Source organism: Chthoniobacterales bacterium (genome assembly GCA_018883245.1).
In the GTDB taxonomy this organism is placed as follows: Bacteria; Verrucomicrobiota; Verrucomicrobiia; order Chthoniobacterales; family JACTMZ01; genus JACTMZ01.
The window spans coordinates 30968-55727 of sequence record VEQL01000003.1 but is presented as its reverse complement, the minus strand read 5'-3'; the positions used below and the strand labels follow the sequence as shown (position 1 = coordinate 55727).

Below are 24760 nucleotides of genomic sequence, written 5' to 3'. Positions count from 1 at the left end.
GCTCAATTGACCTCCTCCTGCACCGCCGGCAGCAGGGCGACGGTGGCCCCGTCGGATTCCTCCGTCTCGGGTTCAAGGTCCATTTGTCGGGCCATCCGGGCGCCGATGGCCGAGAAAATCGGCGCAGCGATGGTGCCGCCGTAAACCGTGCCCCCGGGCGTGCCGGGGTCGTCCACCACCACGATACCGGCGACCTCGGGATTACCCGCGGGGAAATATCCCGCGAAGGAAACCACATACTTTCCCGGCGTGTAGCCGCCCTTGGGATCGACGCGCTGCGCGGTCCCCGTCTTGCCCGCGACGCGGAACCCCGGGAATGCCGCAAGGCGCGCCGTGCCGCGTTCGCTCACCACTTCTGCCAAAGCCGAAGAAACCTGCGCGGCCGTTTCCTCACTCACCACGCGGCGCACAACCTGCGGACGCAGGGAAACGACCTCTTTGCCGGAATCGTCACGAACCGACTGCACGATCTGCGGAAGCATCATGTTGCCGCCGTTGGCGATGGCGGAAAGCGCCATGACCACCTGCAGCGGCGTGACCGCGACTTCGTGGCCCATGGGGACGCGCGTGATGGAAAGCCCGTTCCAACTGTGGCGCGGACGCACGATTCCGCCGACTTCGCCGGGAAGACCGAGGCCGGTGCGCTCGCCGAACCCGAACCGGCGGATGTATTCGTGGAATTTGTCCGCGCCGAGATGCATCGCGATTTTCGCGCAGCCGATGTTCGACGACTTGACGAGGATGTCGTGGACCGAAAGCGGGCCGTAGGCGTGCACGTCGCGCAGCGTTTTCCCCGCGTAGGCGAAGCTGCCGTTCTCACAGTGGAAGACCGTCTCGGGGGTGACGGCGCGCTCTTCGAGAGCCGCCGAGATGACAACCAGTTTGAAAGTCGATCCCGGCTCGTAGATGTCGATGATCGAGCGGTTCTTCGTCGATTCGATCTCCGCGTTGCCAGGGTCGTTCGGGTTGAAACCCGGCAGCGTCGCCATGGCCAGAATCTCACCCGTGCGCGGACGCACAAACACGGCAGAGATCATGCGCGGCCGGAGCATGCGGTAGGCCTCGGCCAATTCCTCCTCGACAATGTCCTGCAGCGCCAGGTCGATGGTGAGCTGCACAGTCATACCGTTGCGCGGCGGTCGCTCCAGGCCGCGGTAGGCGACGATTTCCCGGCCCATACGATCGCGCGATGTGTAAACGAATCCGTCTTCGCCCCGCAGGTAGGGCTCCATCATCATCTCCACGCCCTGGACACCGCGGCCGTCGTGGTCGAGGAATCCGATGACCGGCGCGAGCATCGAGTCGTTGGGGTAATTGCGCACCGGCTCGGGCTCATACATCACGCCGCGCAGTTTCGCGGCGGCGAGTTCCTTCTGCAGAAGGCTCTTTGTCTCGGCATCCACCTTGCGCTGCACGACGATATAGGGTCGTTTCGGCGCAATACGCTCCGTGACTTGCTCCGGCGGAAGATTCAGCATCCGCGCGAGAATACCGACAAGGCGGGGACGATCCGTGACCAGCGTGCCGTCCACCACGACGGAGTAAATCGGGACATTGACCGCCAGCGGCTCGCCGTGGAGATCGGTGATTATTCCCCGCTCGGCCGGAACAACTTTTTTCTTGGCGGTTTTTTCCACCGCCAGCTGCGCGTATTCGCGGTGCTTGCCGACCTGAAGATGAACGAGACGCCCGGAATAAACACTGAAGACGAGGGCCAACCCGACGCAAACAATGCCCGCCCGGCGATGGGTGGCGCTGCTCATGGCGCGACCTCCCTGGCCGATGCAATCGGCGCCGACTGCGTTTCCGACAGACGCAGGCGCACCATGCGGTTGGCCTGCACTTCGATCATGCGGATGAATCCTTCCTCGCGTCTCCGCTCGAGAGCCGGGCGCGAAGTGAGGCGCATGATCTCGTTGTCGGCCACCTTGAGTTTCTCGTCCAAGTCGGCCACGGACTGCTCGAGGTCGCGGCAGCGGTCTCCGTCCACCTTGAGCTTGTGCTTCATATGCACGAAGCAAAGTCCGAGCAGTCCGGCCAGAAAAACAAGCACCACCCAGCGCATGAGTGGTCCGAGCGGGAGGGTATGGTCGTGCCCGGCACGCCTCATGCCGCCACCTCCTGTTGCATGGCAAGGATTTCCACGGCGCGCAACCGCGCCGAGCGAGCCCGCGGGTTGACCGCCACTTCCTCCGCGCCGGCTTCGACCGGATGACGGGTCAGGTCCCGGAAGCGCCATCCGGGATTGGGCTGAGGTGCGGGCCACTCGGGGCGATCGAGCCACTGCTCGCTGCCCGCACGGAAGAACGTTTTGACCAGACGGTCTTCGAGCGAATGAAAAGTGATGACAACCAGACGCGCGCCGGCGCGCAGCAACCCCGGGATGGATTCCAGTGCGCGGCGAAGCGAACCGAGTTCGTCATTCACCGCGATGCGCAGGGCCTGGAATGAGCGGGTGGCCGGATGCGTCCGTCCCCGGCGCCCGAGCACCTTTTCGATCAGCGCCGCCAACTGGCCGGTGCGCGTGAAAGGCAGCCGGTTTCTCTCGGCCACGATGGCCCGCGCAATGCGGCGTGCCTGCGGTTCTTCGCCGTATTCGCGGAGAATGCGGGCCAGTTCGCCCTCTTCGACCGTGTTCACCAGATCGGCCGCGCTTGCACCCAGCGATGGGTCCATGCGCATGTCGAGCGGGCCGTCATGGCGGAAGCTGAACCCCCGATGCGCCGAGTCAAGTTGATGGGAGGAGACGCCAAGATCGAGGACAGCCCCGTCATAAGGAGCGGAATCGAGAACGGGCGGCAGCTCCGCCGCATCGGCGAAATTTCCCCGCACCGCGCGGAAGTTTTCCCCGTAGCTCGCGAGGCGTGACGAAGCCTCGGCCAACGCTTCCGGATCGCGGTCGACCCCGACCACGCGCGCACCGGCTGAGAGGAGAGCCCCGCTGTGGCCGCCCCCGCCCAGGGTCCCGTCGAGAAACACGCGCCCGGACGCGGGCCGCAGCATGGCTACCACCTCGGTGCTCATTACCGGGCGGTGCCAGAAGGGCGCGTCAATGTTTGCGCTGGTTTGCGGGTTTTCGGAGGCCAAATTGTTCATAAACGCTGCGCACGCGCAGACGGAGGCAGACCGCACCTTCCGCCCGGCCCGCCGCGTCTTTTTTCGCGGAAAAACCGAAGGCGAACTTGCGTCCTGGCTTTGCCATGCTCGTGCGTTTTGTTGTCCGGGGGTTCGTGCAGCGAGGGCGTGCTACAGGCCGACCTCCCCCGCCACCCGGCGGAAGACTTCGTCCTCTTCGGCCGTCGCGGCCGCCCAACGTTGCGGGTTCCAGATTTCCATTCGGCTGTGGCTGCCGATGAGCACCACTTCGCCTTCGAGTCCCAGGCGGCGGCACGGTTCCTCGGGCAGCAGCACGCGGCCCTGCTTGTCCACGGCGACCAACTGCGCGAGGGCATAAAATCGGCGGATGAATTTGCGGCGGTCGGCCGGCGCGATCGCGGGGTTGGCCTCCACATCGGCCTTCACGCGGTCGAATTCCCGCGGGGGCATCACCATCAGAAATTTTCCCGCGGGGTCGGGCACGGCAAAGAATTCCTCCCCGTCGTCCTCGGACCGCCAACGCGAGGGAATTGTCACGCGGTGCTTGGCATCGACCGCATGGCGGAACTCGCCGGCGTAGACAATTGGAGCTGGGGCTGATCTTGGCATTTCAGGGAATGGGCGCCATTTGGCACCACTTTTACCCACTTTAAACCACTGAAGCCGACCAAGCGTCAACCCCTTTCATGCAAAAAACTCGGAAATTTTTCCGCCCGTGCTTGAGACTCCCCGCCGTCTCGGCCACGCTGTCCGCCAGCGCGCAAGCCATGCAATTCATCGAATCTGTTTTCGCCCGGCTGCGACGCCATCCGAAACGCATCGTTTTCCCGGAGGGAGAAAACCCGCGCGTTCTCCGTGCCGGTCGACGGTTTTACGAACTGGGTCTCGGCGTCCCGATTCTCCTGGGGCGCCGCGCCGTGGTGGAGGATCTCGCGCGACGTGAGCGCATACCCTTCGATCACCTCGGCGTGATCAACCCGGAAAACTCGGCTGATCTGCCCGACTTCTGCCGCTTCCTTGAGACGCTCGATCGCTACCGGAACCTCGGCCTTTCCGATGCGCGCACGGTCATGCTCAACCCCAACTATTATGCCGCGATGATGGTGCAATACGGCCGGGCCGACGGCGTGGTCGGCGGCATCGAATCGGCCACCCAGGCCCTTCTGCGCCCGCTTCTGCGCGTGGTCAAGCCCTCCGGAGCGCAGCATCTGGTAAGCAGCTGTGTCATAGCCGACACGGGGCGCGATGACATCGGGCACCGCGGCGTTCTCGTGCTCGGCGACTGCGGCGTCATCCCATCGCCCGACGTGCATCAGCTCGCCGCCATCGCCCTGCAATCGGCGCACCTTTGCCGGCAGCTCACGGGCGACACGCCGCGCGTGGCCCTCCTGAGCTTCTCGACCAAAGGAAGCTCCGTCACGCCGGGAACGGAAAAAATCGCCGCGGCCGCCGCGTTGGCCCGGCAGCAGGCGCAGGCGAAGCACCTCGAAGTGGAAATCGACGGCGAACTCGAACTCGACGCCGCGTTGCTGCCCGGAGCGGCCAAGGCGAAGTCCGTGGCGGGCGCAGTCGCCGGGCGGGCCAACGTCCTCGTGTTTCCCGACCTCAACAGCGGACACATCGCGGGCAAGCTCGCCGGCATCCTCTGCGGGCGCGCCTACGGACAGATCATCACCGGACTCACCAAGCCGGCGGCCGACGTGTCGCGCGCGGATGACACCGACACCATCACCGCCGTGGCGGCCATCGTCGGACTGCAGGCCATCGAGATGCGCCGGCTCCAGGAAATGGCCGACGAAGACAAGAAACGCCGGGCCGCGCGTTAGTCGGCCACCGGGGCGCCCTCAGGGGACTCGAAGGGCACAAAAATCTCGCCGTCAGCGCGGACGGGAACAAGTATCCGCCACCCGCGCAGCTCCGGCCAACCGACCGGAGGATCTGGCCACTCCCTCGCCTGTTCGGCGCCCGCGCCGCCGGTCGCGGCGGCAGAACGCGCATCTTCGGCCGAGCCCGCGGCCCACGATTCCAGGAGCACCCATCCGGCCGGCTCATACTCCAAGCGGAAAGGCGGCATCTCCTCGGACAGCGGACCGTCGAGCAGTGCGCGCCAACCGGACACCCCCGGCACCGGCGAGCGCACGAGGTTGCCGATGCCGGCAAGCGGCTGGTAATCCCATCCGGCGGCAGCCAAGGCCTCTTGCTCCTCGGCGCGATATTGCGCCAGCGTCTTGGGTCGCCCGCCCCCGGACGCCAGCTTGCAAAATTCGAGGATGCCCATCGCGACCGATTGAGCGAGGCGCTCGCGCCATTCCACGGTGTGCAGCTTGCGCGCGTCCTGCCGGTTGGACATGAACCCGCACTCGATGAGCGCCGCGGGCACCGAGGCGTGGCGCAGGACGGCAAAACGCGCCCGTTTGACTCCGCGGTCGAACATCGGCACGCGTCCGAGCTTCGCACTCTGGATCGAAGCCGCGAGCACATTGCTCGCCCGGTCGTGCGCATGCCCGCGTTCGGGGGAAAAACTGCGGCGCGTCAGGTAGCTGTCGTTGCTGTTCGGTGCGCCGCGCGGCGCCATGGAGAAAACCTCGAACCCGGTGGCGACGGAATCACGCCCGCCCGAGGCGTTGCAATGAACACTGACAAAAATTGTCCCGTCGCCGAGACGGTTGGCCACCGCCGGCCGGCGCTCCAGCGGGATGAACTCATCGCGGCTCCTTGTTATGACAACCCTCAACCCGGCCTGCTTGAGGTAGGCGCGTATGCGTCGGCTTATGTCGAGATTGTAATTCTTCTCCGCGTTCCAGCGATTGACGGCCCCGCGATCGTGCGCACCGTGCCCCGGGTCGAGCACCACCGTGTGCACGGGTTTGAGACCCGGGATTTTTTGCGGACGCATCATCGGATCGATCGTCTTGGCCATGTCCATGCGCGAGACGTAAAACTGTCCGGCGAAGTAAAGGGCCGGAAACGACAGCCAATGCTTGACGCCGTCGATGCGGGCCTCGCGCGAACCTTTTTCGAAACTCATGCTGCGCTCCGCGGAGGAAAGCGCGACACCACGGTCGCCGCGCGGGACAGCTTGCATCCGGTAAAATGCGGCGATCTGCGAGACAGGGAGATAATCGCGCCCGCCCAAGCGCATTATTTTCCAGGACGCCGCACCGTCAGCAGCCCCGACCGGCGACGCCACGGCAGCGAAAGCCAGGACCAGGAGCGACCGCTTGAGAAACGCCCGCATCGCCTAAAACGCCCACCCCGTTCCGATCACCGCGCCGAAGGAATCCGCGCCGATGTTCTGTTTTTGCGGTTCGGATTGGCCGGCACTGGACAAATGCAGCCACATGCCTCCGGCCCAGACCGACCACGACTCGGTGATCGCGTAGCGCAGACCGGCATTCGCCATGAGCAGGAAGTTGAAGTCCTGACCCAAGCCGCCGTCGTCCGTCGCGTTTTGGTTGGCCTGGGCGGTCCCCATACCGGCGCCGAACGTCCCGTAAAGCGACCAGCGCGTGTCCGCAAGCGGCGCGATCACCCGGATCTGCGGCGCCCATCCGAGAAAATATTGGTCGGGGCCCTCGAGAATCGCCGAGGCAACGAACGAGTTGATCAGCTGTCCCCGCAGGCGCACCGGGCCGAGCACCAGCGGACGGAACGGCTCGACCGCCAAAGAGACAAACTGCGTGGAGAAGTAGTTGTCGCTGGAATTGTCCGCGCCCAGCGTTTGCGCCGTCTCGACGCTGACCTCCCAGATTTTCCGCGCCTCGGGTTTGCGATCCAGCGCGGTCGCAGACTCCGCAATCGCGCCGCGCACACCGGCCAAAGCTGCCACCATGAACAAAACCGGAAAAAATCTGCGCATCGAGCCGCGCAAATTATCGCAAGTTAAGACCGGCAACAATCCCCTTGCTCCTCGTCCTCGTCGGGCGTCGCAGCGGGGACGGAGCGCCGGTATTCGTCGATCACCTTGGACGCCGTGTGGCCGAGCATTCCCGCGACGACCACGGTGACAACAAGGCCAGCTCCCCAAACGACGTAATCGGCAGGACCCGGCTCCGAGTCGCCACGCAAAATGCGGATCCCCAACTGCCCGAGCGTGCCGAGGTAGCAATAGAGGAAAATCCCCGGCAAGCGCCCCAGCGCGACCCACTGGAGGCACCTCCAAAACGGCACCTTGGTGACACCGTAGAGATAGTTGAACAGACTCGTCGGAAACAACGGGTTGAGTTGGCTGAAAAATATGATGCGGGGCCCGTGCTTGCCGATGGCTCCATCCAACGCCGCCCAGCGCGGGTCGCGCAGGATCCTGCTGCGGACGAACCGGCGTCCGAGCTTGCGTCCGACGAAGAATGCAACCGCCGCTCCGAGCAGGTTTCCCGCGAGCACGAGCAGCGTCCCCCACCACAGTCCGAAAAAAAATCCGCCCCCCAAGCTGAGTATTCCTCCCGGCAGAAACAGCACCGTCGCGACCATCACCATCGCCGGGTAGGCGAGCACGCTCAAGGCGCCCCAGCGGCTCACGACATTTTCGGTGTCTTCGACGACGCGCAGGAACGGCGCGGAACGCGCCAGCCACACGAGCGCGGCCACCACCGCCAGCGCCACGAGCGTTTGAAGCACCGTCGCCCTGACCGCCGGTTTCATGCGATTCACGCCGCGCCGCGCCGGCGACGCACCATCCAGACCGAGAGGGCGAACATCAGCAAGGCGAACAGCCCCGATGCGAACATGGCCGTGCCGTAATCAGGCAGCGCGCCGAAGCCCGCGGCGTCGCCGTAGAACGCGCGCCGCACGGCCGCCGTGGCGTAGGCCACGGGGTTCGCCATCACCGCAAAACGCATCCACGAGTCGGGAGCCGCCGGAAAAAGCGATCCGGAAAGCAGCCAGAGCGGCATGAGAAAAACATTCATGATGGCATGGAAACCCTGCGTCGAATCCAGAGGCCACGCGATGAGAAAACCCAGCCCGACCAGACCGAAACCCGCAAGCAGCAAAGCCGGCACCAGCCGTGCGACCACGGAAAAATCAAGCGGCAATCCCGCGAGCGGTGCAGCCAGGCAAAAGACAAATCCCTGCCCCGCGGCGAGTGTCATGCCGCCGAGGAATTTCCCCAGGACGATCGCTTCCGGCGCAACCGGGGCGACAAGGACACCCTGCAAAAAACCTTCGCGGCGGTCCTCGATGATCGAGATCGTGGAAAAGATGGCGGTGAACAAAAGAATGAGGACCACCGTGCCCGGGAAAAAATAGGCGAGATAGGTCATGTCCGCCGGCAGGCCGGGCAGACGGAAACCGGGGCCGACGCCGGAGCCGATGAGAAGCCAGAACACCAACGGTGTCGCCAGTGCGCCGATGATGCGGTTTTTCTGACGCAGGAAGCGCACGATCTCCCGCTTCCAAAGCGCCAAGGCCGGAAGCCAGAGTCCCGTGCGCGAAGATGTTGCCGGTGATGAGGTCATTTCTTTTTCTTCCGCGGGGCCGGTGCGTCGTCGAAAAACGGCGCGGACAACCGCTCGCCGGTGAGGCGGACGAACACGTCTTCAAGCGTCGGATGCCCGGCTGTCACGGACCGTATCTCGCCGGGGAAAGCCTCGACGATCCGCGCCACTTGCTCATGCGCGGCGGGAATCTCCACGCGCACTTCGCCGTCCTGCAGCGACGCGGCCCAGCCGAATTCGGCCTGCAACTTTTCCGCCAGAGCGGCCGGATCGCGCCCGACAAGCGTCAAGACATCCGACCCCACCGTGGCGCGCAACGCGGACGGCGCATCGCAGGCGAGCAGTTTCCCGTGGTGCAGGATGGCTACGCGGTCGCAGCGCTCCCCCTCGTCCATCAAGTGCGTGGTGAGCACCACCGTCATGGAAAATTTCGCACGCAATTGTTCGAGAATGCTCCACAGATCCACGCGCGCCACGGGATCGAGGCCCGTCGAGGGCTCGTCGAGAAGCAGCACGCGCGGACGCGGCAGCAGACTCTTGGCGATCTCGACGCGCCGTTGCAGGCCGCCGGATAGAATTTTCACCCGGTCATTCAAACGATCGGCCACGCGCAACGCTTCCGCCATTTCCCGCAGTCGCTCCTCCAACCCCGCGCCATTCAGGCCGTAGAGGTTGCCTCCGTAGCGCAGATTTTCCGCCACCGTGAGCTGCGGGTCGAGGCTCGGCGATTGGAAGACGACACCAAGGCAACGCCGCACCCCCGCGGGATCGCGCGTCACATCGTGTCCGCACACGCTTGCGGTCCCGCCCGTCGGCGGAAGGAGCGTGGACAAGATACGGAAGAGCGTGGTTTTTCCCCCTCCGTTGGGCCCCAGCAAGCCGAATATTTCTCCTTCGCCCACGGAAAAACTCACGTCATCAAGAGCGGTGCGCGCGCCGAAAACCTTCTTCAAGTTTTCTGCTCTGACCGGTCCGTTCATCGTGACACCGCGGTTTCCGCGGGAACTACGCGCACCACGACTCCGCTGGCGACTGACGGCGCGCGCCCCAGAAGCACGGCATATCCGGCGAGCAGAATCACCGCGCAGGAAATGAGCACGCGCGGCCCCGGGGAAGCGGATGAAGTCTGCGCAGTCGGATCGGATGGCACGGCGGGAGCATCCAGCGCGGCTCCGCCGTTTGGCAACGCAATTTTCCTTGGGCACCGCCGCTGCACGGTGCAGCATCTTGCGTCGCCGCTCATGAAACCCGACCGTCCGATCACCGAACTTCTCTCCTCGGGCAAACCGCTTCTGTCGGTCGAGTTCTTCCCGCCGAAGAACGACGAAGGCGGCGCGCAACTCTTGCGCACGGCCGAAGCGCTGCGCCCCTACCATCCGGATTTCGTATCCATCACCTACGGGGCAGGCGGCACGACGCGCGAGCGGACCTTCCAATACGCCAAAATCCTCCGCGAGGACTTCGGTTGGCGTGTCATGCCGCACCTCACGTGCGTTGGATCGACCAAAGGAGAGCTTCTCGACATCGTCGCCGGCTACCACGCGGACGGCATCCGCAACATCATGGCCCTGCGCGGGGATCCGCCGAAAGGGCAGACCGAGTTTGTGCCGTGCCCGGACGGACTGCGCTACGCCAGCGACCTGGTGGCGCTCATCCGGGAAAATTTCCCGGACATTTGTCTCGGGGCCGGGGCCTATCCGGAAAAGCACCCCGAGGCCGCGTCGATGGAGGAAGATCTGGCGCATCTCAAGATCAAGGCCGACGCCGGGGCATCGTTCCTCACCACGCAGTTGTTTTTCGACAACGACCACTACTACAAATTCCTCGGCGCCTGCCGCGCACGCGGGATCGACCTTCCCGTTATTCCAGGCGTGCTCCCGGCCCTCTCGCTGGCCCAGGTGAAACGCTTCGGGCCGATGTGCGGGTCGTCGCTGCCGCCCGCACTCGTGGAGCAGTTGCAGGTTGTCGAAGACGATGCGCGTGCGGCCGAAGCCGTCGGCATCACTTGGGCCTACCACCAAATCCGCGAGCTTCTCCGCCACGGGGCGCCCGGGATCCACCTTTACATTTTGAACCGTTCCTCGTCGGCGATCACCCTCGCCCGCTCGCTTGAACGGCAGCCGTCTTGAATCCTATGCCCGAATCCGCGAACCCGAACCCTCTGCGCGTCGATCTGGTGAACCGCGCCGTGCCCGCGCCCTGTGTCATTGTCATCTTCGGCGCAACCGGCGACCTCACCCGCCGCAAGCTGATCCCCGCCCTTTACAACCTCGCGGCCGACGGCAATCTGCCGTCCTCGCTCGCCGTCGTGTGCTTCGCCCGCCGCGACAAAACCAGCGAAGATTTCCGCGAGGAACTGGGCGAAGCCGCCCGCAAATACTCGCGGCGTCCCGTCAACGAGGAACTCTGGGCGCGGTTTGCCGCGAATATTTTTTATCACCGCAGCAGCTTCGACAACCCCGAGGGCTACACATCGCTCGGTCGCGAACTCGACGCGATCGATGCACGCCTCGGCACGGGAGGCAACAGGCTCTTTTACCTCGCGTCTTCGCCGACCGAATTCGACGTCATCCTCGAGAACCTGCGGGCCAGCGGACTCAGCCATGCCAACGCGGGCGCGTGGTCGCGACTGATCGTCGAAAAACCTTTCGGAACCGACCTTCCCAGCGCGGAGCGGCTGAATTCCGCGGTGGCGGCGGCGTTCCCTGAACGCGAAACCTTCCGCATCGACCACTACCTCGGCAAGGAGACGGCGCAGAACATCATGGTCCTGCGTTTTGCCAACACAGTCTTCGAAGCCCTCTGGAACCGGCGCTACGTGGAAAGCGTGCAGATCACCGCGAGTGAACCGCTGGGCGTCGAATCGCGAGCCGGCTACTATGAGAATGCCGGGGCGCTGCGCGACATGGTGCAGAACCACCTGCTGCAATTGCTTTGCCTCACCGCGATGGAACCACCCATCGACCTCGGCGCCGATGCCGTGCGGAACGAGAAAGTGAAAGTCATGCAGGCCCTGCGCCCGCTGACCGGAAAAGCCGTCGCCGAAAATGTCGTCCGCGCGCAATACACCGCGGGCTACATCAACGGCAAGGAGGTCCCCGGTTACCGCGAAGAACCCGGCGTCGCGCCGGGATCCATGACCGAAACCTACGTCGCACTGCGATTGCACATCGACAACTGGCGCTGGGCGGGCGTCCCGTTTTTCATGCGCGTGGGCAAACGCCTTCCGAAGTCCGGCACCGAGATCGCCATCCGCTTCCGCGGCACCCCGCCCGTCCTTTTCAACCGCGAGAGCCAGCTGAAGGACCCGAACGTCCTCGTCATCCGCATCCAGCCGGACGAAGGAATTTCTTTCCGCATGGCGGCGAAAATGCCCGGCGCGATCCTGCAACTCGAGCCGGTGAAGATGGACTTCCACTACGGAACCTCGTTCGGCAAGGCCACACCCGAGGCCTACGAGCGCCTCCTGCTCGACGCGATGAGCGGGGACGCGACGCTCTTCGCCCGGCGCGACGAGGTGGAACACGCCTGGACGTTCATCGACGGCATCCGGAAAGCGTGGAGCGACGGCGAGGCGCCGCGTCTCGATTTTTATCCCGCCGGCTCGTGGGGTCCGCACGAAGCGGACGAGTTGCTGGCGCAGGACGACGCGGTCTGGCGGCGCCTGTGAGATGAGCGGCAAACTGTCCATCTCCCCCGGCATTGCGGTCGAGGTCGGGGACATCGACCGGCAACTCGGACGGCTATGGGAACAATCCGACGCCGGCAAAGTGCGCGCCTCGCTCGTCAACCTCGTGATCTACAGCGAAGCCGCGGACGCCATCGCCGGGAACACGCCGCTGCTAGCCGAAATCGCCGCGGACCACGCTTTCCGCGCTCTGCTCGTGCAGGCCGACCCGCGAAAAAAAGACAACGGCATCCAAGCGTGGATCACCGCGCACTGCCACCTGCGGGAAGCGGGGAAAAAAGAAATTTGTTCGGAGCAAATCACCTTCAAGCTCGACGGTCCGGCGGCTGGGCGCCTGCCGAGCATCGTTTTTTCCCATCTTGACTCGGACCTTCCGCTTTACCTTTGGTGGCAAGGAGAGTTGCACCCGGCGCCGGAACCGCAACTGTGGACCTGGGTGGACCGTTTGATTGTGGACAGCAACTCGTGGATGGATGCGGCGGAGCAATTCGCCATCCTCGGCGAAATAGCGAACATGGGCCGCGGACGGCGCGCGCTTTGCGACCTGAATTGGACGCGGTTGTTTCACCTGCGCTACGCGCTGGCACACATTTTCGATCTGCCCGGCGCATGCGGCCGCATCGCCAGTCTCCGACATATCGACATCTGCCACGCAATCGGCGCGCGCGTGACGGCGCTGGAACTCCTCGGCTGGATAGCGAGTCGCCTCGGATGGCAACTCTCCCCCGGGGGCGATTCTTTCCTCCGACCGGACGGCGGCGAGGCCGGCTTCCAACTTCGCGAACAGGCGGACGCTGGAGCCTGCGTTGCCGCGGTGGAACTCGACATGGGCGATGCGCGGGCCACGGTGCGCCGCGAAGCCGCCGGGGACTTTTATCTCGCGGAATTCGCCTGCGCCGGGCAGGAACCGGTGGCCCAGATGATGCCCGCCGGCCGGGAAAAAACCGCGGATATTTTGCTTTCGGAGCTGAGCAGGGACAGCCGGCATCCCCTGTTCTGGCCGGCGATCAAAGCAATCGAGCCGCTGCTTTGACCGGTGCGCGTGCTGCCGGTGCTTGTCAGCAGCGCTGCGCAGGAGCAGAATACAGGTTCGATTTATGCGTAAAAAGATTATCGCCGCGAACTGGAAGATGAACATGACTTCGGCCGAGGCCGCTTCCTTCATGGAAGACCTCGCTCTGGAGCTGAAGCATTTCGAGGGAACCGATGTGGTCATCGTCCCGCCATTCACCGCTTTGCCGCGCCTGAGCGAAATCATCTCCGAGACACCCGGCATCACCCTCGGAGCGCAGAACATGTGGCACGAAGCTTCGGGCGCATTCACCGGCGAGGTCAGCGCCGCCATGCTACGCGAATTTTTCACCCGCTACGTCGTGCTGGGGCACAGCGAGCGACGGACCATCTTCGGCGAGACCGACGAGATCGTGAACAAAAAGGTCAAGGCCGCGCACGCTGCGAGCCTCCGACCGATCCTCTGCGTCGGCGAAACCCTCGCCGAGCGCGACGCCGGCAAGCACCACGAGGTGCTCGCCAAGCAGCTCAAGGGAAGCCTCGCAGGTCTCGACACCGACCAGATGCTCGACACCGTCATCGCTTACGAGCCCGTGTGGGCCATCGGCACCGGCCGCACCGCCACGCCCGAGCAGGCGCAGGAAGCCCATGCGTTCATCCGCAAAACCCTCGCGGAAATGTTCGACGCCCCCACTGCGGCCAAGGTCCGCATCCAATACGGCGGCAGCGTCAAACCGGATAACGCCAAAGAGCTTCTTCATCAGGCGGACATCGATGGCGCGCTCGTCGGCGGCGCCAGTCTCGACCCGCGCAGCTTCGCCAAGATCGTCAAGGCTTCGGCGCGCTCTTAGCCGTCAATTCATCCCGGTGCCGGCGTCGGCCGACTGCCCGGGTTCGATGGCTTCGAGAAAAAGATTTTCCAGGGTTGTCTGGGGACGCCCGCTCCACACCACTTTGAGCCCGAGATCCTCCGCCGCCCGGCGCAGCGCCGCCATTTTCTCCGGCGAGGTTTTCTCGAGCACAAACTCCTCGCGATCGCGCACGGAAAGCAGGTCATCGACCCGCCCCTCCCGAACGAGAGTTCCCCGGGCTAGAATGCCGACACGATCGCAAATCTCCTGCACTTGGGAGAGCAGGTGCGAGCAGAGAAGGATGGTCTTGCCGCGCTTCCTGAGCGCAAGGATCAGATCCCGGATTTCGCGCGAACCGACCGGATCGACACCGGCCGTCGGCTCATCGAGCACGAGCAATCCCGGATCCTGCACCAAAGCCTGCGCCAGACCGATGCGCTGCAACATTCCCTTGGAGTAAGAACCGACGCGGCGGTCCGCGGCCTCGGTCAGCCCGACAAGCTCGAGAAGCTCGCGGATCCTCGGCTCGAGTTCCCGCGCACCGAGACCGCTGAGTTTTCCGAAAAATCTCACGGTTTCCGCTCCGGTGAGGAACTTGTAGAAATACGGGTTCTCCGGAAGAAAACCCACGTCCCTGCGGCTGCGCACGAGGGCACTGTCTTCACCGAAAACTTTCGTCCGGCCGCGCGTGGGGGAAATGAGACCCAGGACGATCTTGAGCGTCGTGCTTTTGCCGGAGCCGTTCGGCCCGAGCAGGCCGTAAACCTCGCCGGGCTCCACACGCAGCGAAAGATCCCTGACCGCCACCACGCGATCGCGCCGCATCGGCACTTTGAAGACCTTTGTCAGATGATCAATCTCGACCGGAAATCTGTTCATGGACGAATTTCAAAACCGCGGAGGGCAACGGGCTTGGGAATGTCCGCCGAAGCCTCCCCGTCAATATGACCGGCCAACTCGCTGTCGCGCAAGGCCTGCAAGAAATCTTCCACTTCGCCTGCGTCCCCGGAGGCCACCAATTCCACGCGTCCGTCCGGCAGATTGCGCACATAGCCGGCCACGTCGAATCCCGCGGCCACGCGGCGCGCGGCGTAGCGGAACCCCACGCCCTGCACGCGCCCCTCGTAAAAAACCTGGACGGTCTTCGCCATCGCTCAGCCGCGCACCTGGCCGTTGCCGGTGACGAGATACTTGTATGTCGTCAACTCCTCCAAACCCATCGGGCCGCGCGCGTGCAACTTGTCCGTGCTGATGCCGATTTCCGCGCCGAATCCGAATTCGCCGCCGTCGCTGAAACGCGTCGAAGCGTTCCACAGGACGGTCGCCGAATCGACAGCCGCGAGGAACCGACGCGCCGCCGCCTCGTCGGATGTCACGATCGAGTCGGTGTGATGCGATCCGTATTGCTCGATGTGATCGATGGCATCCCCGAGCGAATCCACAACGCGGATGCTGAGGATCAGATCGAGGTATTCCGCCGTCCAGTCCCCTTCGGTGGCGGGTTTCACGCCGCTACCCAGAACCTCCAAGGTGCGTGCATCGCCGCGCAGCTCGACGCCCTTGTCTTTCAAAGCCCGCGCGATCGAAGGCAAAAACTTTTCCGCGATATCGCGGTGAACGAGCAGGGTTTCCATCGCGTTGCAGACGCCGGGCCGCTGGCATTTCGCGTTGATGACGATTTTCTCCGCCATGCCGAGGTCGGCGGATTTGTCCACGAACACGTGACACACTCCATGGTAGTGCTTGATCACGGGCATGCGCGCATGCTGCACCACGGCCTCGATGAGGGCATGGCCACCCCGCGGAACAATCACATCAAGATAGCGGTCCATCTGCGCCAGCAGTCGCACACCGTCCCGGTCGGTGAAAGGCACCAGCTGTATAACATCGGCGGAGAGCCCCGAGTTGACCGCACCGGCCGAGAGTGCTTGGGCGATGGCCAGGTTGGAATAAATCGACTCCTTCCCGCCGCGGAGAATGCACGCGTTGCCGGACTTGAGGCAGAGCACCGCCGCATCGGCGGTCACGTTAGGACGTGATTCGTAAATGATGCCGACCACGCCGATGGGCACGCGGATCTTGGTGATCTTGAGACCGTTGGGGCGCGTCCACTCGCGGATGATTTCGCCGACCGGATCGGGCAAAAGTGCAACCTCGCGCACGCCCTTGGCCATCGCGCGTATGCGCTCGGGCGTGAGACGAAGGCGATCGATCGCCGCCGCGTTCAGTCCGTAGCCGGGCGCCGCATCCAAATCTTTGGCGTTCGCCGCGAGGATGCCGGCTTCCGCCGCCTCCATGGCGTCGGCCATGGCCATGAGCGCGGCGTTTTTCTGGTCCTTGGAACACAAGGCCAGCGAGCGGGCCGCGGTGCGGGCTTTTTTGCCGAGTTGCTCGATTTGCTGCGCGAGATCCGGAACGGCCATAGACCTGCAATATCCGCCTCGCGCCGCCGCGCGTCCAAGCTAAATTGGCGGCATGGTGCCGAACGACGACCTTTTCGTGGAATCCGCGCCCGCCGGCATCCCCGCCCACGCCCCGCTCGCCGAGCGGATGCGTCCGCGATCGCTCGAAGAATACGCCGGCCAAGAGCACATCCTCGGACACGGGAAACTGCTACGCCGGGCCATCGAGGCCGACCGGTTTTCGTCCATCGTGCTCTACGGTCCTCCGGGAACCGGCAAGACAAGCCTTGCCGAAATCATTGCGCGCACGACCAATGCCCGGTTCGAGAGGTTGAGCGGCGTGGAAAGCACGGTCGCCGACCTTCGCAAGGTCATGGCCGCGGCAGCGCTGCGCCTGTCGCGCGACGGGACGCGGACCATTCTTTTCATCGACGAGATCCACCGGTTCAACAAAGCCCAGCAGGATGTTCTTCTGCCGGATGTCGAACGCGGCACCGTGCGACTCATCGGCGCCACGACGATGAACCCGTTCTTTTACGTCAACAGCCCGCTCGTTTCGCGCTCTCTGGTTTTCGAGCTTCGGCCTCTTTCCGCCGCCGACCTGCGGTTGTTGATGGACCGCGCCCTCGCCGATCCGGAGCGCGGCTTGGGCGGGAAAAACATCCGCCTCGATGAGGACGCCGCCGCACACCTTGCGGAGATCTGCGACGGCGACGCTCGGCGCTGCCTCAACGCGCTCGAACTCGCGGCGCTCACGACCGGAACGGACAAGTCCGGAGCGATCCACCTCACCCGCCAAGTCCTCGAGGAAAGCATCCAGCGCAAAGCCGTGGTCTACGACGCGAAGGACGACGCGCACTACGACACAATCAGCGCGTTCATCAAGAGCATCCGCGGCAGCGATCCCGATGCCGCGCTTTACTGGCTCGCGAAAATGCTGCACGCCGGCGAAGACATCCGATTCATCGCACGGAGGCTTGTGATCGCCGCGAGCGAGGATATCGGGTTGGCGGATTCGCGCGGACTCCTCGTCGCGGTGGCCGCGCAACAGGCCTGCGAGTTCGTCGGACTCCCCGAGGCCCAGATTCCGCTCGCCCACGCGACGGTCTATCTGGCTACCGCTCCGAAGAGCAACACGGCCTACATGGGTCTGATGGCCGCGCAATCGGATCTTCAGAAGGGACGGACACTCGCGGTGCCGGAGCATTTGCGCGACAAGCATTACAAGGGTGCGGAAAAGCTCGGCCACGGCAAGGGCTACAAATATTCGCACGATTTTCCGGATGCCTACGTTCCCCAAGCCTATCTTCCCGAGGGTCGCGTTTTCTACCAACCCACCGATCGCGGCGAGGAAAAGCGCATCGCCGAGCGCCTCGCACACTGGCGTTCGCTGTTCGAGGCGGCGCAGAGATAGCAACCGGGCGCCGGCCGGCTATTTCGCGCGCTCGGGATTGAGCGATTTCAACTCGGGAAGGACGAAGATTCCGTCTTTGCGCACAAGCTTTCCGTCGAACCACACCTCGCCGCCGCCGTAGTCGGAGCGCTGGATGCAGACCATGTCCCAGTGGACCTGGCTGCGGTTGCCGTTGCCGCCAACCTCGTAGGCTTGCCCGGGCGTGAAATGGAACGAGCCGGCGATCTTCTCGTCGAAAAGGATGTCGCGGATCGGGTGGAGAATGTGCGGGTTGAAGCCGAGGGAAAATTCGCCGATATAGCGTGCGCCGGCATCGGAGTCCAAAATCGAGTTGAGCTTGGCCGTATTGCGACCCGCCGTCGCCCCGATGATGCGCCCGTGTTTGAATTCGAGGCGCACATCGTCGAACACCGTCCCGTGGTAAATGCTCGCCGCATTGAAATGCACGCAACCTTCGACGCTCCGCTTGACCGGCGCGGTGAAAACCTCGCCGTCGGGAATGTTGCGGTCACCGCCGCAGATGACCGAACCGATGCCCTTGATGCTGAACCGCAGGTCGGTGTCGGGCCCCTTGATGTGCACGCGGTCGGTGGAATCCATCAGCGCCTTCAGCGTCTCCATGCCTTTGCGCATTTTCGCGTAATCGACCGTGCAGACACGGAAGTAATAATCCTCGAAGGCCTCGGTGCTCATTTGCGCCTGCTGGGCCATTGATGGCGATGGCCAGCGCAGGACAACCCAGCGCGTCTTGTTGATGCGGTGGTTCATCACCGGACGCATCGTCGCGGCGATCATTTTCATTTTGTCCGCCGGCACATCACTCATTTCGGTGGCGTTGTCGCTGCCGCGGATGGCGATGTAGGCATCCATTTTTTTGATCCGCGCCAGATCGATCTCGGCCGCCACGGAAATCTGTTCCTGGGCCGCACCAATGGCCATTTCCCTCGCCACGCGGCTGTGCTGGAGTTGCACAAAAGGCAGGGCCTTGGCTTTGCGTGCCGCGCGGATCAAGGCGACCACCATGCCGTCGGGAACATCCGAGACCTCGATGAGGACTTTGTCGCCGGGCTTGAGGGCCGTGGAATGCTTGACCAGCACGGTGGCCAGTTCGTCGAAACGCGCGTCAGTCATGGCCGGATTTATGCACGAGAGGAAGGTCGCGGGCAAACACTCAGGGCCCCACCGTCCGGAACTCGGCCAACGTCACGCGATAGAGTTTGCCGTCCTCGTTCAACAAAACCAGAGCATCGTTGCCGTCGAAAGCCACCCCTTCCGCCTGCCAGGCGAAAATGGGCATTTTCCTCACGCTCCCCCGGAAAATACTTCCCGAATCAGGATCGTAGCCGAAGATCCAAACGGTCGAGTAAGTGAGCACGGCCACATGTTTTCCGTCCGGTGAAACATCGGCGGCGGTCACCATGCCCCCGACGTCGAACGAGTCCACGAAGCGCAACGCGTTGGACGACCGGGTCGAATCGCCCGACAGGCGGTAGAGGAACGTCCGCGTGTCGCTGCGGCGTTTGGTCAGGCAATAGATGTGTCCGCCGGCGCAAAAGACCGCCTCGCAATCGTAATCCGGTGACGGCGCTTTTTGGTCTTCGTAATGCACGCGCAAGGTGCGATCCGGCCGCACCGTTTTCGCGCCGGGCTTCGGTTCGCGGACAAAATGCAACATCAGTTGCTTGCGCTTGCCGCTGTTGTTTCCGATGTCCGCGATGATCAGGTTGCCCTTTTCGTCGAGGGCGATGTCCTCCCAGTCGTAATTCTTGCAGCCTTCGATGGTCACCGGTCCCTGCCAACCGCGCGCCAGCTTCCCGTTGAGAGCGACGGGCACGATCCGCGCCCCGCATCCGGAATCACCATGGACCCAGAAAACGCCGCCGTAGCGCAGGCTCTGCACCAGACCCGAACACTCGGTGACGAGCGAGGGACTGATCGTCCCGACCGGTTTGAGACTGTAGAGGACTTGCCACGGCCATTGCGCCCCGGCGGGCGCGGCCGCCAAAAGCAGAAGCGCGGTTATGCGGACAAGTCCTCGCATCAATAAGCTTTGGCGAAAAGGACGCGCTGGCGGCTTGGCTTGCCGGAGAACGGGCAGACACCCGGCTGCGGGTCTTTTTCGCGCGGGATGCAACGGATGGTGACTTTCAACTCGTCCTTGATCTTTTCTTCCGTCTCGCGCGTGCCGTCCCAATGGGCCAGCGCAAACCCGCCGTGGATCTCGGGCTGCGCCGGGTTCGCGGGCGTGAAGAATGCGCGGAAGTCGCCGGCGGAATCGATGATCCTGGTATGCTCGTCGCGGAACTTCGTGGCGCGTTCGAGCAACCCTGCCTGCATGGATTCGAGAAGTGCACCAACCCCCGCCAAAAATTCCGCAACGGAAGGAAACTCTTTTTCTTTCGGACCGCGGTCGCGACGACTGACGGCCACCGAGCCTTTCTCGATGTCGCGCGGACCGATTTCCACGCGGAGCGGCACGCCTTTTTTGATCCAATCCCAATTTTTCACGCCGCCTCCGGCGTCGCGTCGGTCGATCTCGACCCGCACCGCCTCGCCGAAGGCGGTCTGCGCGCGAAGCTGCGCGGCAAGCTTGTCCGCCGCCTCGAGCACGGCGGCGCGGGACTCCTCCTTGGCAAGCACCGGCAGGATGACAATCTGCGAAGGCGCAACGCGCGGTGGAAGGACCAGGCCGTCGTCGTCGGAATGCGCCATAATGAGCGTGCCGATAAGTCGCGTGCTGACCCCCCAACTCGTGGTCCATGCCAGCTGTTGGCTGCCGTCGCGCGCGGCGAATTCGATGCCCGCCGCGCGGGAAAAGTTCTGTCCGAGAAAATGCGAAGTGCCGGCTTGGATGGCCTTGCGATCCTGCACCATCGCCTCGATGCAGAGCGTGTTGACCGCTCCCGGGAAGCGCTCGCTCTCGGATTTTTCGCCGGTGAAGACCGGCAGCGCCAGATGCTCGCGCGCGAAGGCTTCGTAAACACCCAGCATTTTTTCGGTCTCCGCAACAGCTTCTTCCCTCGTCTCGTGCGCGGTGTGCCCTTCCTGCCAGAGGAACTCGGCGGTGCGGAGGAAAAGACGCGGACGCATCTCCCAGCGGACAACGTTGGCCCACTGGTTGATGAGCACGGGAAGATCGCGATACGACTGCACCCAGCGCGCGTAGGCCGCGCCGATGATCGTCTCCGACGTAGGACGCACGATGAGCGGCTCGGCAAGTTCGCCGGCGGGCACCAGTTTCCCGTCTTTTTCTTCCAAACGGTGGTGCGTGACCACGGCACACTCTTTGGCGAAGCCCTCGACATGCTCGGCTTCTTTTTCAAGGAAACTCAGCGGGATGAAGAGCGGGAAGTAGGCGTTGACGTGGCCGGTCTCCTTGAACATGGCATCGAGCTGCCGCTGGACATTTTCCCAGATCCCCCAGCCCCACGGTTTGATGATCATGCATCCGCGCACATCGGAGTTTTCCGCGAGGTCCGCGGCTTTGATGACCTGCTGATACCACTCGGGAAAATTGTCAGCGCGGGTCGGCGTGATAGCGGTTTTTGCGGCACTCATGGACAAGGGCGCGGATACTAACCGACGCGCAGGCTGCGGAGAAACTTTTTGAAATACTCCACGCCTTCCTCGAGAGCCGCCACTTCGATGTATTCGTCCTCGGTGTGGGCCTGGGCGATCGAACCCGGGCCCGCGGCGGCGGCGGGGATTCCTGCCGCCGAGAATATGGCCGCGTCGCAAAACCACGCGGCACCGGCTGGTCGCCCGCCCGCGGCGGCCAGCTTTGCGATCACCGGGTGCGAGGGATCGGTGTCCAGCGCCTCGGAACCGGCAATGCGGGTGACTTCGAGCCCCGGACACGCCGAGCGCATGGCGTCGAAAACCGCAGCGGCTTGATCGGCCTTCCACTGCGAAGGAAGGAGGCGCAGATCGACGACGGCCTCGGCGTAATCCGGAACAATGTTGAACTTCGCTCCTCCGCGGATCGTGCCGATGCTGAAGGTCGGATGGCCGAGCACGGGGTCCTCGATGGTTTTGAAATAATCCGTCAGCGCTTCATGCAACGAAAGAAGGCCCGAAGCGAGCTTGGTGATCGCGTTCTCGCCGCGTTCCGGACACGAACTGTGCGCGGCGCGGCCCCTGGCCACAATACGCGCCGTCACATCGACTTTGTGTTTGAAAACAACATCCAAGCCGGTCGGTTCACCGACGAGGACGAAATCGAACCTCTCGCGGGCCACGAGCGCCTTGGCGCCATCCTGCCCGGCCTCTTCGCCCATCAATCCGGCGAACCAGATCTCGTGCGAGAGCGACGGCAGGATGTCGCGGCATTCGCAAAGCGCCCAAAGCATCGACGCCATCGGCCCCTTGGTATCGCTGGCTCCGCGCCCGTAAACGCGCCCGTCACGCAACTCCCCGCCGAACGGGTCGATGGTCATGCCCGCAACGCTGACCGTGTCGAGATGTGGGGCGAAAAGCAGGCGCGGTTTCGCGGGGTCCGACGCAAACCGCCCCACGACATTGGGGCGCCCGGGGTGCACTTCGTGCAATCCGGCCTCGGCTCCCATCGAGCGGAGAAATTCCATGACGAACTCGGCGCAGGCCTGCTCGCCCGTGCGATCCGTTCCGGGATTGCCATCGGGATTGACGCTCGGGATGCGCACGAGCTTCTGCAAAAGTTCGGTCACGCTGCTGGCTTGTGTGTTCATTTGGCGGCTCCGGTGAATTTTTCGAAAACCAAGCGGACGAGCGGGCGCGCTCCGCGCTCGAAAAGAAAACGCGCTTCCTCGCCGCCCGGCCACGCGAGGACCAGAACATCGGCGAGAAATTTCTGCTCGATCCTGGCGGCCGGAGTTCCCGGCGGCAACGCGCGCGGGCGACGCGATCGTCGCGGGACGAAGTAGAGCATCTGGGCGGGACCGGCGGCGGACACGAGCCAGCCGAAACGATTGCGCGGGTAGCCGGGGCCGGTGCCGCTGATGCAAGCGACGGACCATTCCACTTTCCATTCGGCACCGGCGTGGTCGCCCACCGCGGTCCGTGCAGCGGAGGGAAGTTCGTCGGGAAGCGAAGTCAGCACCGCATCCTCTGGCGCAAGGCGCAATTTGCGTCCGCACAGCCAGAGCTTCACCCATGTGGAGCGCAGCATGCGCGGGACAAAATACCAGATCGCGGCAAGGGCCACGATGGCAACAGCCAGAGCAACCAGCGGATAGGTGAAAATGAGCCCGAGCCCCAGGATGACGGTCGCATCCTCGGCCACACTGAGGACCACGTTCGTGACCGGCTCGGGCGAGGCATTGGCCTGCAGACGCACCGTGGCTTTGAGCGCGTGCGTGGTAAAGCCGAGCCACGCGGCCAGCAGGCCGACGATGACGTTGAACACCGGATTGCTGTCGCCCAGCACCATGACGCCGAGCAGTGCCGCGCCGACCGGGCGGATCGCCGTGTGGACGGCATCCCAGGCGGAATCAACCCAAGGAAATTTATCGGCCAGAGATTCCATGGCAAAAAGAAGTCCGGCCACCAACAGGACCCACGGATCGGCCAGCACCTGCAAACGCTCGTAGTCGGGCGCCAGCGTGATCCACTGGAAGCGGACCGCCATGCCGGTGAGAAAGACCGTCAAATAGAGATTCAGCCCGGCGAGCGAGGCCAAGCCGACCGCCACGCCGAGGAGTTGGAGAATTTCCATGCGGCGAAAAGTCTAGGCGGGTCCTGGCCGTCCGCCAAACGGCAAAAAGCCCCTCCGGCAACCGGAGGGGCTTTGCGAGGCGCAAACAATCCTCAGTAAGAGAAGTTGGCGCTGATACCACCCCACCAAGTGTTGGCCGAGGTCGGTTGGACGCCACCGAACGGGCTGGCCAGATTTTGCCAAGTCCACGAATAAGCAACGTAGGGTGACACGCTGAACCAGCTGGTGAACTGGATCGGCAGAGCGATGCCGGACTGCCAGTTGTTTCCACCGCTGAAAGGCGTCAGCGGATTGGCGCGCTGGTTGAAGCGGAAGTTCAGGTTGAACTGCGTGTAGGGAGCGAGCGAGACCGCCCCGTCATAGGCGAGCGGTATGCTCGAGCTCAGGCCGAACGACCAGTAGGACGAGCCGCCATTGATCAAGCCGCCCGCCTTGCCCCATTCCGGACCGAGGTTGTAGTAGAAGGTCGAGTTGGGGGTGATGGTTACTTTGCCCAATTCGATCTCGTAAGCCGCGCCGAAGTAGATCTCGTTTTGGCTGGTCGGCGTATTGCCGTTGACGTCCGCGACATTCGGGAAACTGTAATAAATCCAGCCGGCCGACAACGTGAGCGGACCAAACTCGTGGGCGTAGCCGAGAGTGACATCGATCTCCCCGTAAGGTTGGTGCGCGTTGGCGCCGTTCCACCACGAACCGACTCCATACCAGAAGTTGGCCGTGAAGGTGCCGTTTTCCCAAGGCGAGACGCCGAGGCCGGCGTTCAGCCAGTAAATGCCGTTGCCGTTGCCGAGGACGTTGACGCCGCGGAACATGTAAAGGCTGTCCCATCCGGTGCCGGCGTTGACCGACCACCATTTGTCCGCCTCGGTTTCCTCGACCACTGCTGTCGATTTGCCATCGGTGACTGCAACGGTAGTCGAAGCCGGCGCGGCGGGCGTGCCCGCGGAGCTGATCGCGCCAGAGCGTGACTCGTCGAGAGCGCGCTCGCCGGCCGAGGTTCCTGTTTCTGTTTGTGCATGAGCTGCGGCGGCCGCAAAGAGCCCCAGCAACACAAGTGTCGTTTTTTTCATGTGAGGTGTGTGTTTTTTTGTTTGGTTTATCTCTGTCGAGCCGTTGGCACGGCCGTCGTTAAGGGATAAAGCAGGAGCCGTGCCAAAATTGCCGAAAGAGC

24 protein-coding genes are annotated in these 24760 nt (G+C 63.8%); 6 read left to right on the top strand and 18 right to left on the bottom strand.

Features of this window, described 5'->3' with window-relative positions; genetic code table 11:
• Positions 1-2: 2 nt before the first annotated feature.
• The 4 genes from FGM15_01710 to FGM15_01695 all read right to left on the bottom strand — a co-directional run bounded on the left by FGM15_01710 (position 3) and on the right by FGM15_01695 (position 3705).
• Positions 3-1763 carry a penicillin-binding protein 2 gene (locus FGM15_01710; protein MBU3664582.1) on the bottom strand — a complete coding sequence of 587 codons (1761 nt, stop codon included), beginning with the start codon at positions 1761-1763 and terminating at the stop codon, positions 3-5.
• Positions 1760-2110, bottom strand: a complete 351-nt coding sequence (locus FGM15_01705; GenBank protein MBU3664581.1) for a hypothetical protein — start codon at positions 2108-2110, stop codon at positions 1760-1762. Before FGM15_01705 ends, FGM15_01710 begins: the two co-directional genes overlap by 4 nt.
• Entirely contained in the window at positions 2107-3096 is a 990-nt protein-coding gene (rsmH, locus tag FGM15_01700) for a 16S rRNA (cytosine(1402)-N(4))-methyltransferase RsmH (GenBank protein ID MBU3664580.1), read from the bottom strand. The genes FGM15_01705 and rsmH overlap by 4 nt, the downstream gene beginning before the upstream one ends.
• A 150-nt stretch (positions 3097-3246) precedes the next feature.
• On the bottom strand, positions 3247-3705 hold the full coding sequence (locus FGM15_01695; GenBank protein MBU3664579.1) for a division/cell wall cluster transcriptional repressor MraZ: 459 nt from the start codon (positions 3703-3705) through the stop codon (positions 3247-3249).
• Between the two features lie 158 nt (positions 3706-3863).
• Here FGM15_01695 and FGM15_01690 point away from each other — a divergent pair, with 158 nt between their 5' ends.
• On the top strand, positions 3864-4922 hold the full coding sequence (locus FGM15_01690) for a phosphate acetyltransferase (protein MBU3664578.1): 1059 nt from the start codon (positions 3864-3866) through the stop codon (positions 4920-4922).
• Here the strand turns inward: FGM15_01690 and FGM15_01685 are convergent.
• The 5 genes from FGM15_01685 to FGM15_01665 are packed head-to-tail and all read right to left on the bottom strand — an operon-like array spanning position 4919 to position 9511.
• The gene (locus FGM15_01685) at positions 4919-6334 is read right to left on the bottom strand and encodes an N-acetylmuramoyl-L-alanine amidase (GenBank protein MBU3664577.1); all 1416 of its coding nucleotides are present in this window, start codon (positions 6332-6334) and stop codon (positions 4919-4921) included. The genes FGM15_01690 and FGM15_01685 overlap by 4 nt on opposite strands.
• A gap of 3 nt (positions 6335-6337) precedes the next feature.
• On the bottom strand, positions 6338-6955 hold the full coding sequence (locus tag FGM15_01680) for a hypothetical protein (protein ID MBU3664576.1): 618 nt from the start codon (positions 6953-6955) through the stop codon (positions 6338-6340).
• 23 nt (positions 6956-6978) lie between these two features.
• Positions 6979-7737 carry a TVP38/TMEM64 family protein gene (locus FGM15_01675; protein ID MBU3664575.1) on the bottom strand — a complete coding sequence of 253 codons (759 nt, stop codon included), beginning with the start codon at positions 7735-7737 and terminating at the stop codon, positions 6979-6981.
• Between the two features lie 5 nt (positions 7738-7742).
• Positions 7743-8552, bottom strand: a complete 810-nt coding sequence (locus tag FGM15_01670) for a hypothetical protein (protein ID MBU3664574.1) — start codon at positions 8550-8552, stop codon at positions 7743-7745.
• Positions 8549-9511, bottom strand: coding sequence for an ATP-binding cassette domain-containing protein (locus tag FGM15_01665; GenBank protein MBU3664573.1), 963 nt, complete (start codon positions 9509-9511; stop codon positions 8549-8551). The genes FGM15_01670 and FGM15_01665 overlap by 4 nt, the downstream gene beginning before the upstream one ends.
• A 261-nt stretch (positions 9512-9772) precedes the next feature.
• Between FGM15_01665 and metF the strand changes: the two genes are divergently transcribed.
• From metF to FGM15_01645, 4 genes are all read left to right on the top strand, one after another.
• A complete protein-coding gene (gene metF, locus FGM15_01660; protein ID MBU3664572.1) occupies positions 9773-10660 on the top strand; it encodes a methylenetetrahydrofolate reductase [NAD(P)H] in 888 nt (295 codons plus the stop codon).
• Positions 10661-10665: 5 nt separating this feature from the next.
• The gene (zwf, locus tag FGM15_01655) at positions 10666-12201 is read left to right on the top strand and encodes a glucose-6-phosphate dehydrogenase (protein MBU3664571.1); all 1536 of its coding nucleotides are present in this window, start codon (positions 10666-10668) and stop codon (positions 12199-12201) included.
• A 1-nt stretch (position 12202) separates the two neighbouring features.
• Positions 12203-13252, top strand: coding sequence for a hypothetical protein (locus tag FGM15_01650; GenBank protein MBU3664570.1), 1050 nt, complete (start codon positions 12203-12205; stop codon positions 13250-13252).
• Between the two features lie 64 nt (positions 13253-13316).
• Positions 13317-14081: a triose-phosphate isomerase gene (locus FGM15_01645; protein MBU3664569.1), complete on the top strand. Its 765-nt coding sequence runs from the start codon at positions 13317-13319 to the stop codon at positions 14079-14081.
• Positions 14082-14084: 3 nt separating this feature from the next.
• Here the strand turns inward: FGM15_01645 and FGM15_01640 are convergent, their stop codons facing one another.
• From FGM15_01640 to FGM15_01630, 3 genes are read right to left on the bottom strand one after another with little or no spacing between them, the layout of a single operon-like run.
• A complete protein-coding gene (locus FGM15_01640; GenBank protein MBU3664568.1) occupies positions 14085-14960 on the bottom strand; it encodes an ABC transporter ATP-binding protein in 876 nt (291 codons plus the stop codon).
• Positions 14957-15232, bottom strand: a complete 276-nt coding sequence (locus FGM15_01635; GenBank protein ID MBU3664567.1) for an acylphosphatase — start codon at positions 15230-15232, stop codon at positions 14957-14959. Before FGM15_01635 ends, FGM15_01640 begins: the two co-directional genes overlap by 4 nt.
• 3 nt (positions 15233-15235) lie before the next feature.
• Positions 15236-16504: a glutamate-5-semialdehyde dehydrogenase gene (locus FGM15_01630; GenBank protein ID MBU3664566.1), complete on the bottom strand. Its 1269-nt coding sequence runs from the start codon at positions 16502-16504 to the stop codon at positions 15236-15238.
• Positions 16505-16556: 52 nt separating this feature from the next.
• Between FGM15_01630 and FGM15_01625 the strand changes: the two genes are divergently transcribed.
• Complete coding sequence (locus tag FGM15_01625) at positions 16557-17897, top strand: replication-associated recombination protein A (GenBank protein ID MBU3664565.1); 1341 nt, start codon at positions 16557-16559, stop codon at positions 17895-17897.
• A gap of 18 nt (positions 17898-17915) precedes the next feature.
• Here the strand turns inward: FGM15_01625 and FGM15_01620 are convergent, their stop codons facing one another.
• From FGM15_01620 to FGM15_01595, 6 genes are all read right to left on the bottom strand, one after another.
• On the bottom strand, positions 17916-19028 hold the full coding sequence (locus tag FGM15_01620) for an aminopeptidase (protein ID MBU3664564.1): 1113 nt from the start codon (positions 19026-19028) through the stop codon (positions 17916-17918).
• 40 nt (positions 19029-19068) lie between these two features.
• Complete coding sequence (locus FGM15_01615; protein MBU3664563.1) at positions 19069-19938, bottom strand: hypothetical protein; 870 nt, start codon at positions 19936-19938, stop codon at positions 19069-19071.
• A complete protein-coding gene (locus FGM15_01610; protein MBU3664562.1) occupies positions 19938-21455 on the bottom strand; it encodes a proline--tRNA ligase in 1518 nt (505 codons plus the stop codon). The genes FGM15_01615 and FGM15_01610 overlap by 1 nt, the downstream gene beginning before the upstream one ends.
• Positions 21456-21472: 17 nt before the next feature.
• Entirely contained in the window at positions 21473-23029 is a 1557-nt protein-coding gene (locus FGM15_01605; protein ID MBU3664561.1) for a M20 family metallopeptidase, read from the bottom strand.
• On the bottom strand, positions 22600-23589 hold the full coding sequence (locus tag FGM15_01600; protein ID MBU3664560.1) for a DUF4126 domain-containing protein: 990 nt from the start codon (positions 23587-23589) through the stop codon (positions 22600-22602). Before FGM15_01600 ends, FGM15_01605 begins: the two co-directional genes overlap by 430 nt.
• A gap of 92 nt (positions 23590-23681) precedes the next feature.
• Positions 23682-24659: a hypothetical protein gene (locus tag FGM15_01595; GenBank protein ID MBU3664559.1), complete on the bottom strand. Its 978-nt coding sequence runs from the start codon at positions 24657-24659 to the stop codon at positions 23682-23684.
• Positions 24660-24760 lie beyond the last annotated feature (101 nt).

Coding starts and splice junctions, on each gene's coding strand:
- FGM15_01710 (MBU3664582.1), bottom strand. CDS start 1,763: ATGAGCAGCGCCACCCATCGCCGGGCGGGCATTGTTTGCGTCGGGTTG.
- FGM15_01705 (MBU3664581.1), bottom strand. CDS start 2,110: ATGAGGCGTGCCGGGCACGACCATACCCTCCCGCTCGGACCACTCATG.
- rsmH (MBU3664580.1), bottom strand. CDS start 3,096: ATGAACAATTTGGCCTCCGAAAACCCGCAAACCAGCGCAAACATTGAC.
- FGM15_01695 (MBU3664579.1), bottom strand. CDS start 3,705: ATGCCAAGATCAGCCCCAGCTCCAATTGTCTACGCCGGCGAGTTCCGC.
- FGM15_01690 (MBU3664578.1), top strand. CDS start 3,864: ATGCAATTCATCGAATCTGTTTTCGCCCGGCTGCGACGCCATCCGAAA.
- FGM15_01685 (MBU3664577.1), bottom strand. CDS start 6,334: ATGCGGGCGTTTCTCAAGCGGTCGCTCCTGGTCCTGGCTTTCGCTGCC.
- FGM15_01680 (MBU3664576.1), bottom strand. CDS start 6,955: ATGCGCAGATTTTTTCCGGTTTTGTTCATGGTGGCAGCTTTGGCCGGT.
- FGM15_01675 (MBU3664575.1), bottom strand. CDS start 7,737: ATGAAACCGGCGGTCAGGGCGACGGTGCTTCAAACGCTCGTGGCGCTG.
- FGM15_01670 (MBU3664574.1), bottom strand. CDS start 8,552: ATGACCTCATCACCGGCAACATCTTCGCGCACGGGACTCTGGCTTCCG.
- FGM15_01665 (MBU3664573.1), bottom strand. CDS start 9,511: ATGAACGGACCGGTCAGAGCAGAAAACTTGAAGAAGGTTTTCGGCGCG.
- metF (MBU3664572.1), top strand. CDS start 9,773: ATGAAACCCGACCGTCCGATCACCGAACTTCTCTCCTCGGGCAAACCG.
- zwf (MBU3664571.1), top strand. CDS start 10,666: ATGCCCGAATCCGCGAACCCGAACCCTCTGCGCGTCGATCTGGTGAAC.
- FGM15_01650 (MBU3664570.1), top strand. CDS start 12,203: ATGAGCGGCAAACTGTCCATCTCCCCCGGCATTGCGGTCGAGGTCGGG.
- FGM15_01645 (MBU3664569.1), top strand. CDS start 13,317: ATGCGTAAAAAGATTATCGCCGCGAACTGGAAGATGAACATGACTTCG.
- FGM15_01640 (MBU3664568.1), bottom strand. CDS start 14,960: ATGAACAGATTTCCGGTCGAGATTGATCATCTGACAAAGGTCTTCAAA.
- FGM15_01635 (MBU3664567.1), bottom strand. CDS start 15,232: ATGGCGAAGACCGTCCAGGTTTTTTACGAGGGGCGCGTGCAGGGCGTG.
- FGM15_01630 (MBU3664566.1), bottom strand. CDS start 16,504: ATGGCCGTTCCGGATCTCGCGCAGCAAATCGAGCAACTCGGCAAAAAA.
- FGM15_01625 (MBU3664565.1), top strand. CDS start 16,557: ATGGTGCCGAACGACGACCTTTTCGTGGAATCCGCGCCCGCCGGCATC.
- FGM15_01620 (MBU3664564.1), bottom strand. CDS start 19,028: ATGACTGACGCGCGTTTCGACGAACTGGCCACCGTGCTGGTCAAGCAT.
- FGM15_01615 (MBU3664563.1), bottom strand. CDS start 19,938: ATGCGAGGACTTGTCCGCATAACCGCGCTTCTGCTTTTGGCGGCCGCG.
- FGM15_01610 (MBU3664562.1), bottom strand. CDS start 21,455: ATGAGTGCCGCAAAAACCGCTATCACGCCGACCCGCGCTGACAATTTT.
- FGM15_01605 (MBU3664561.1), bottom strand. CDS start 23,029: ATGGGTGAAGCTCTGGCTGTGCGGACGCAAATTGCGCCTTGCGCCAGA.
- FGM15_01600 (MBU3664560.1), bottom strand. CDS start 23,589: ATGGAAATTCTCCAACTCCTCGGCGTGGCGGTCGGCTTGGCCTCGCTC.
- FGM15_01595 (MBU3664559.1), bottom strand. CDS start 24,659: ATGAAAAAAACGACACTTGTGTTGCTGGGGCTCTTTGCGGCCGCCGCA.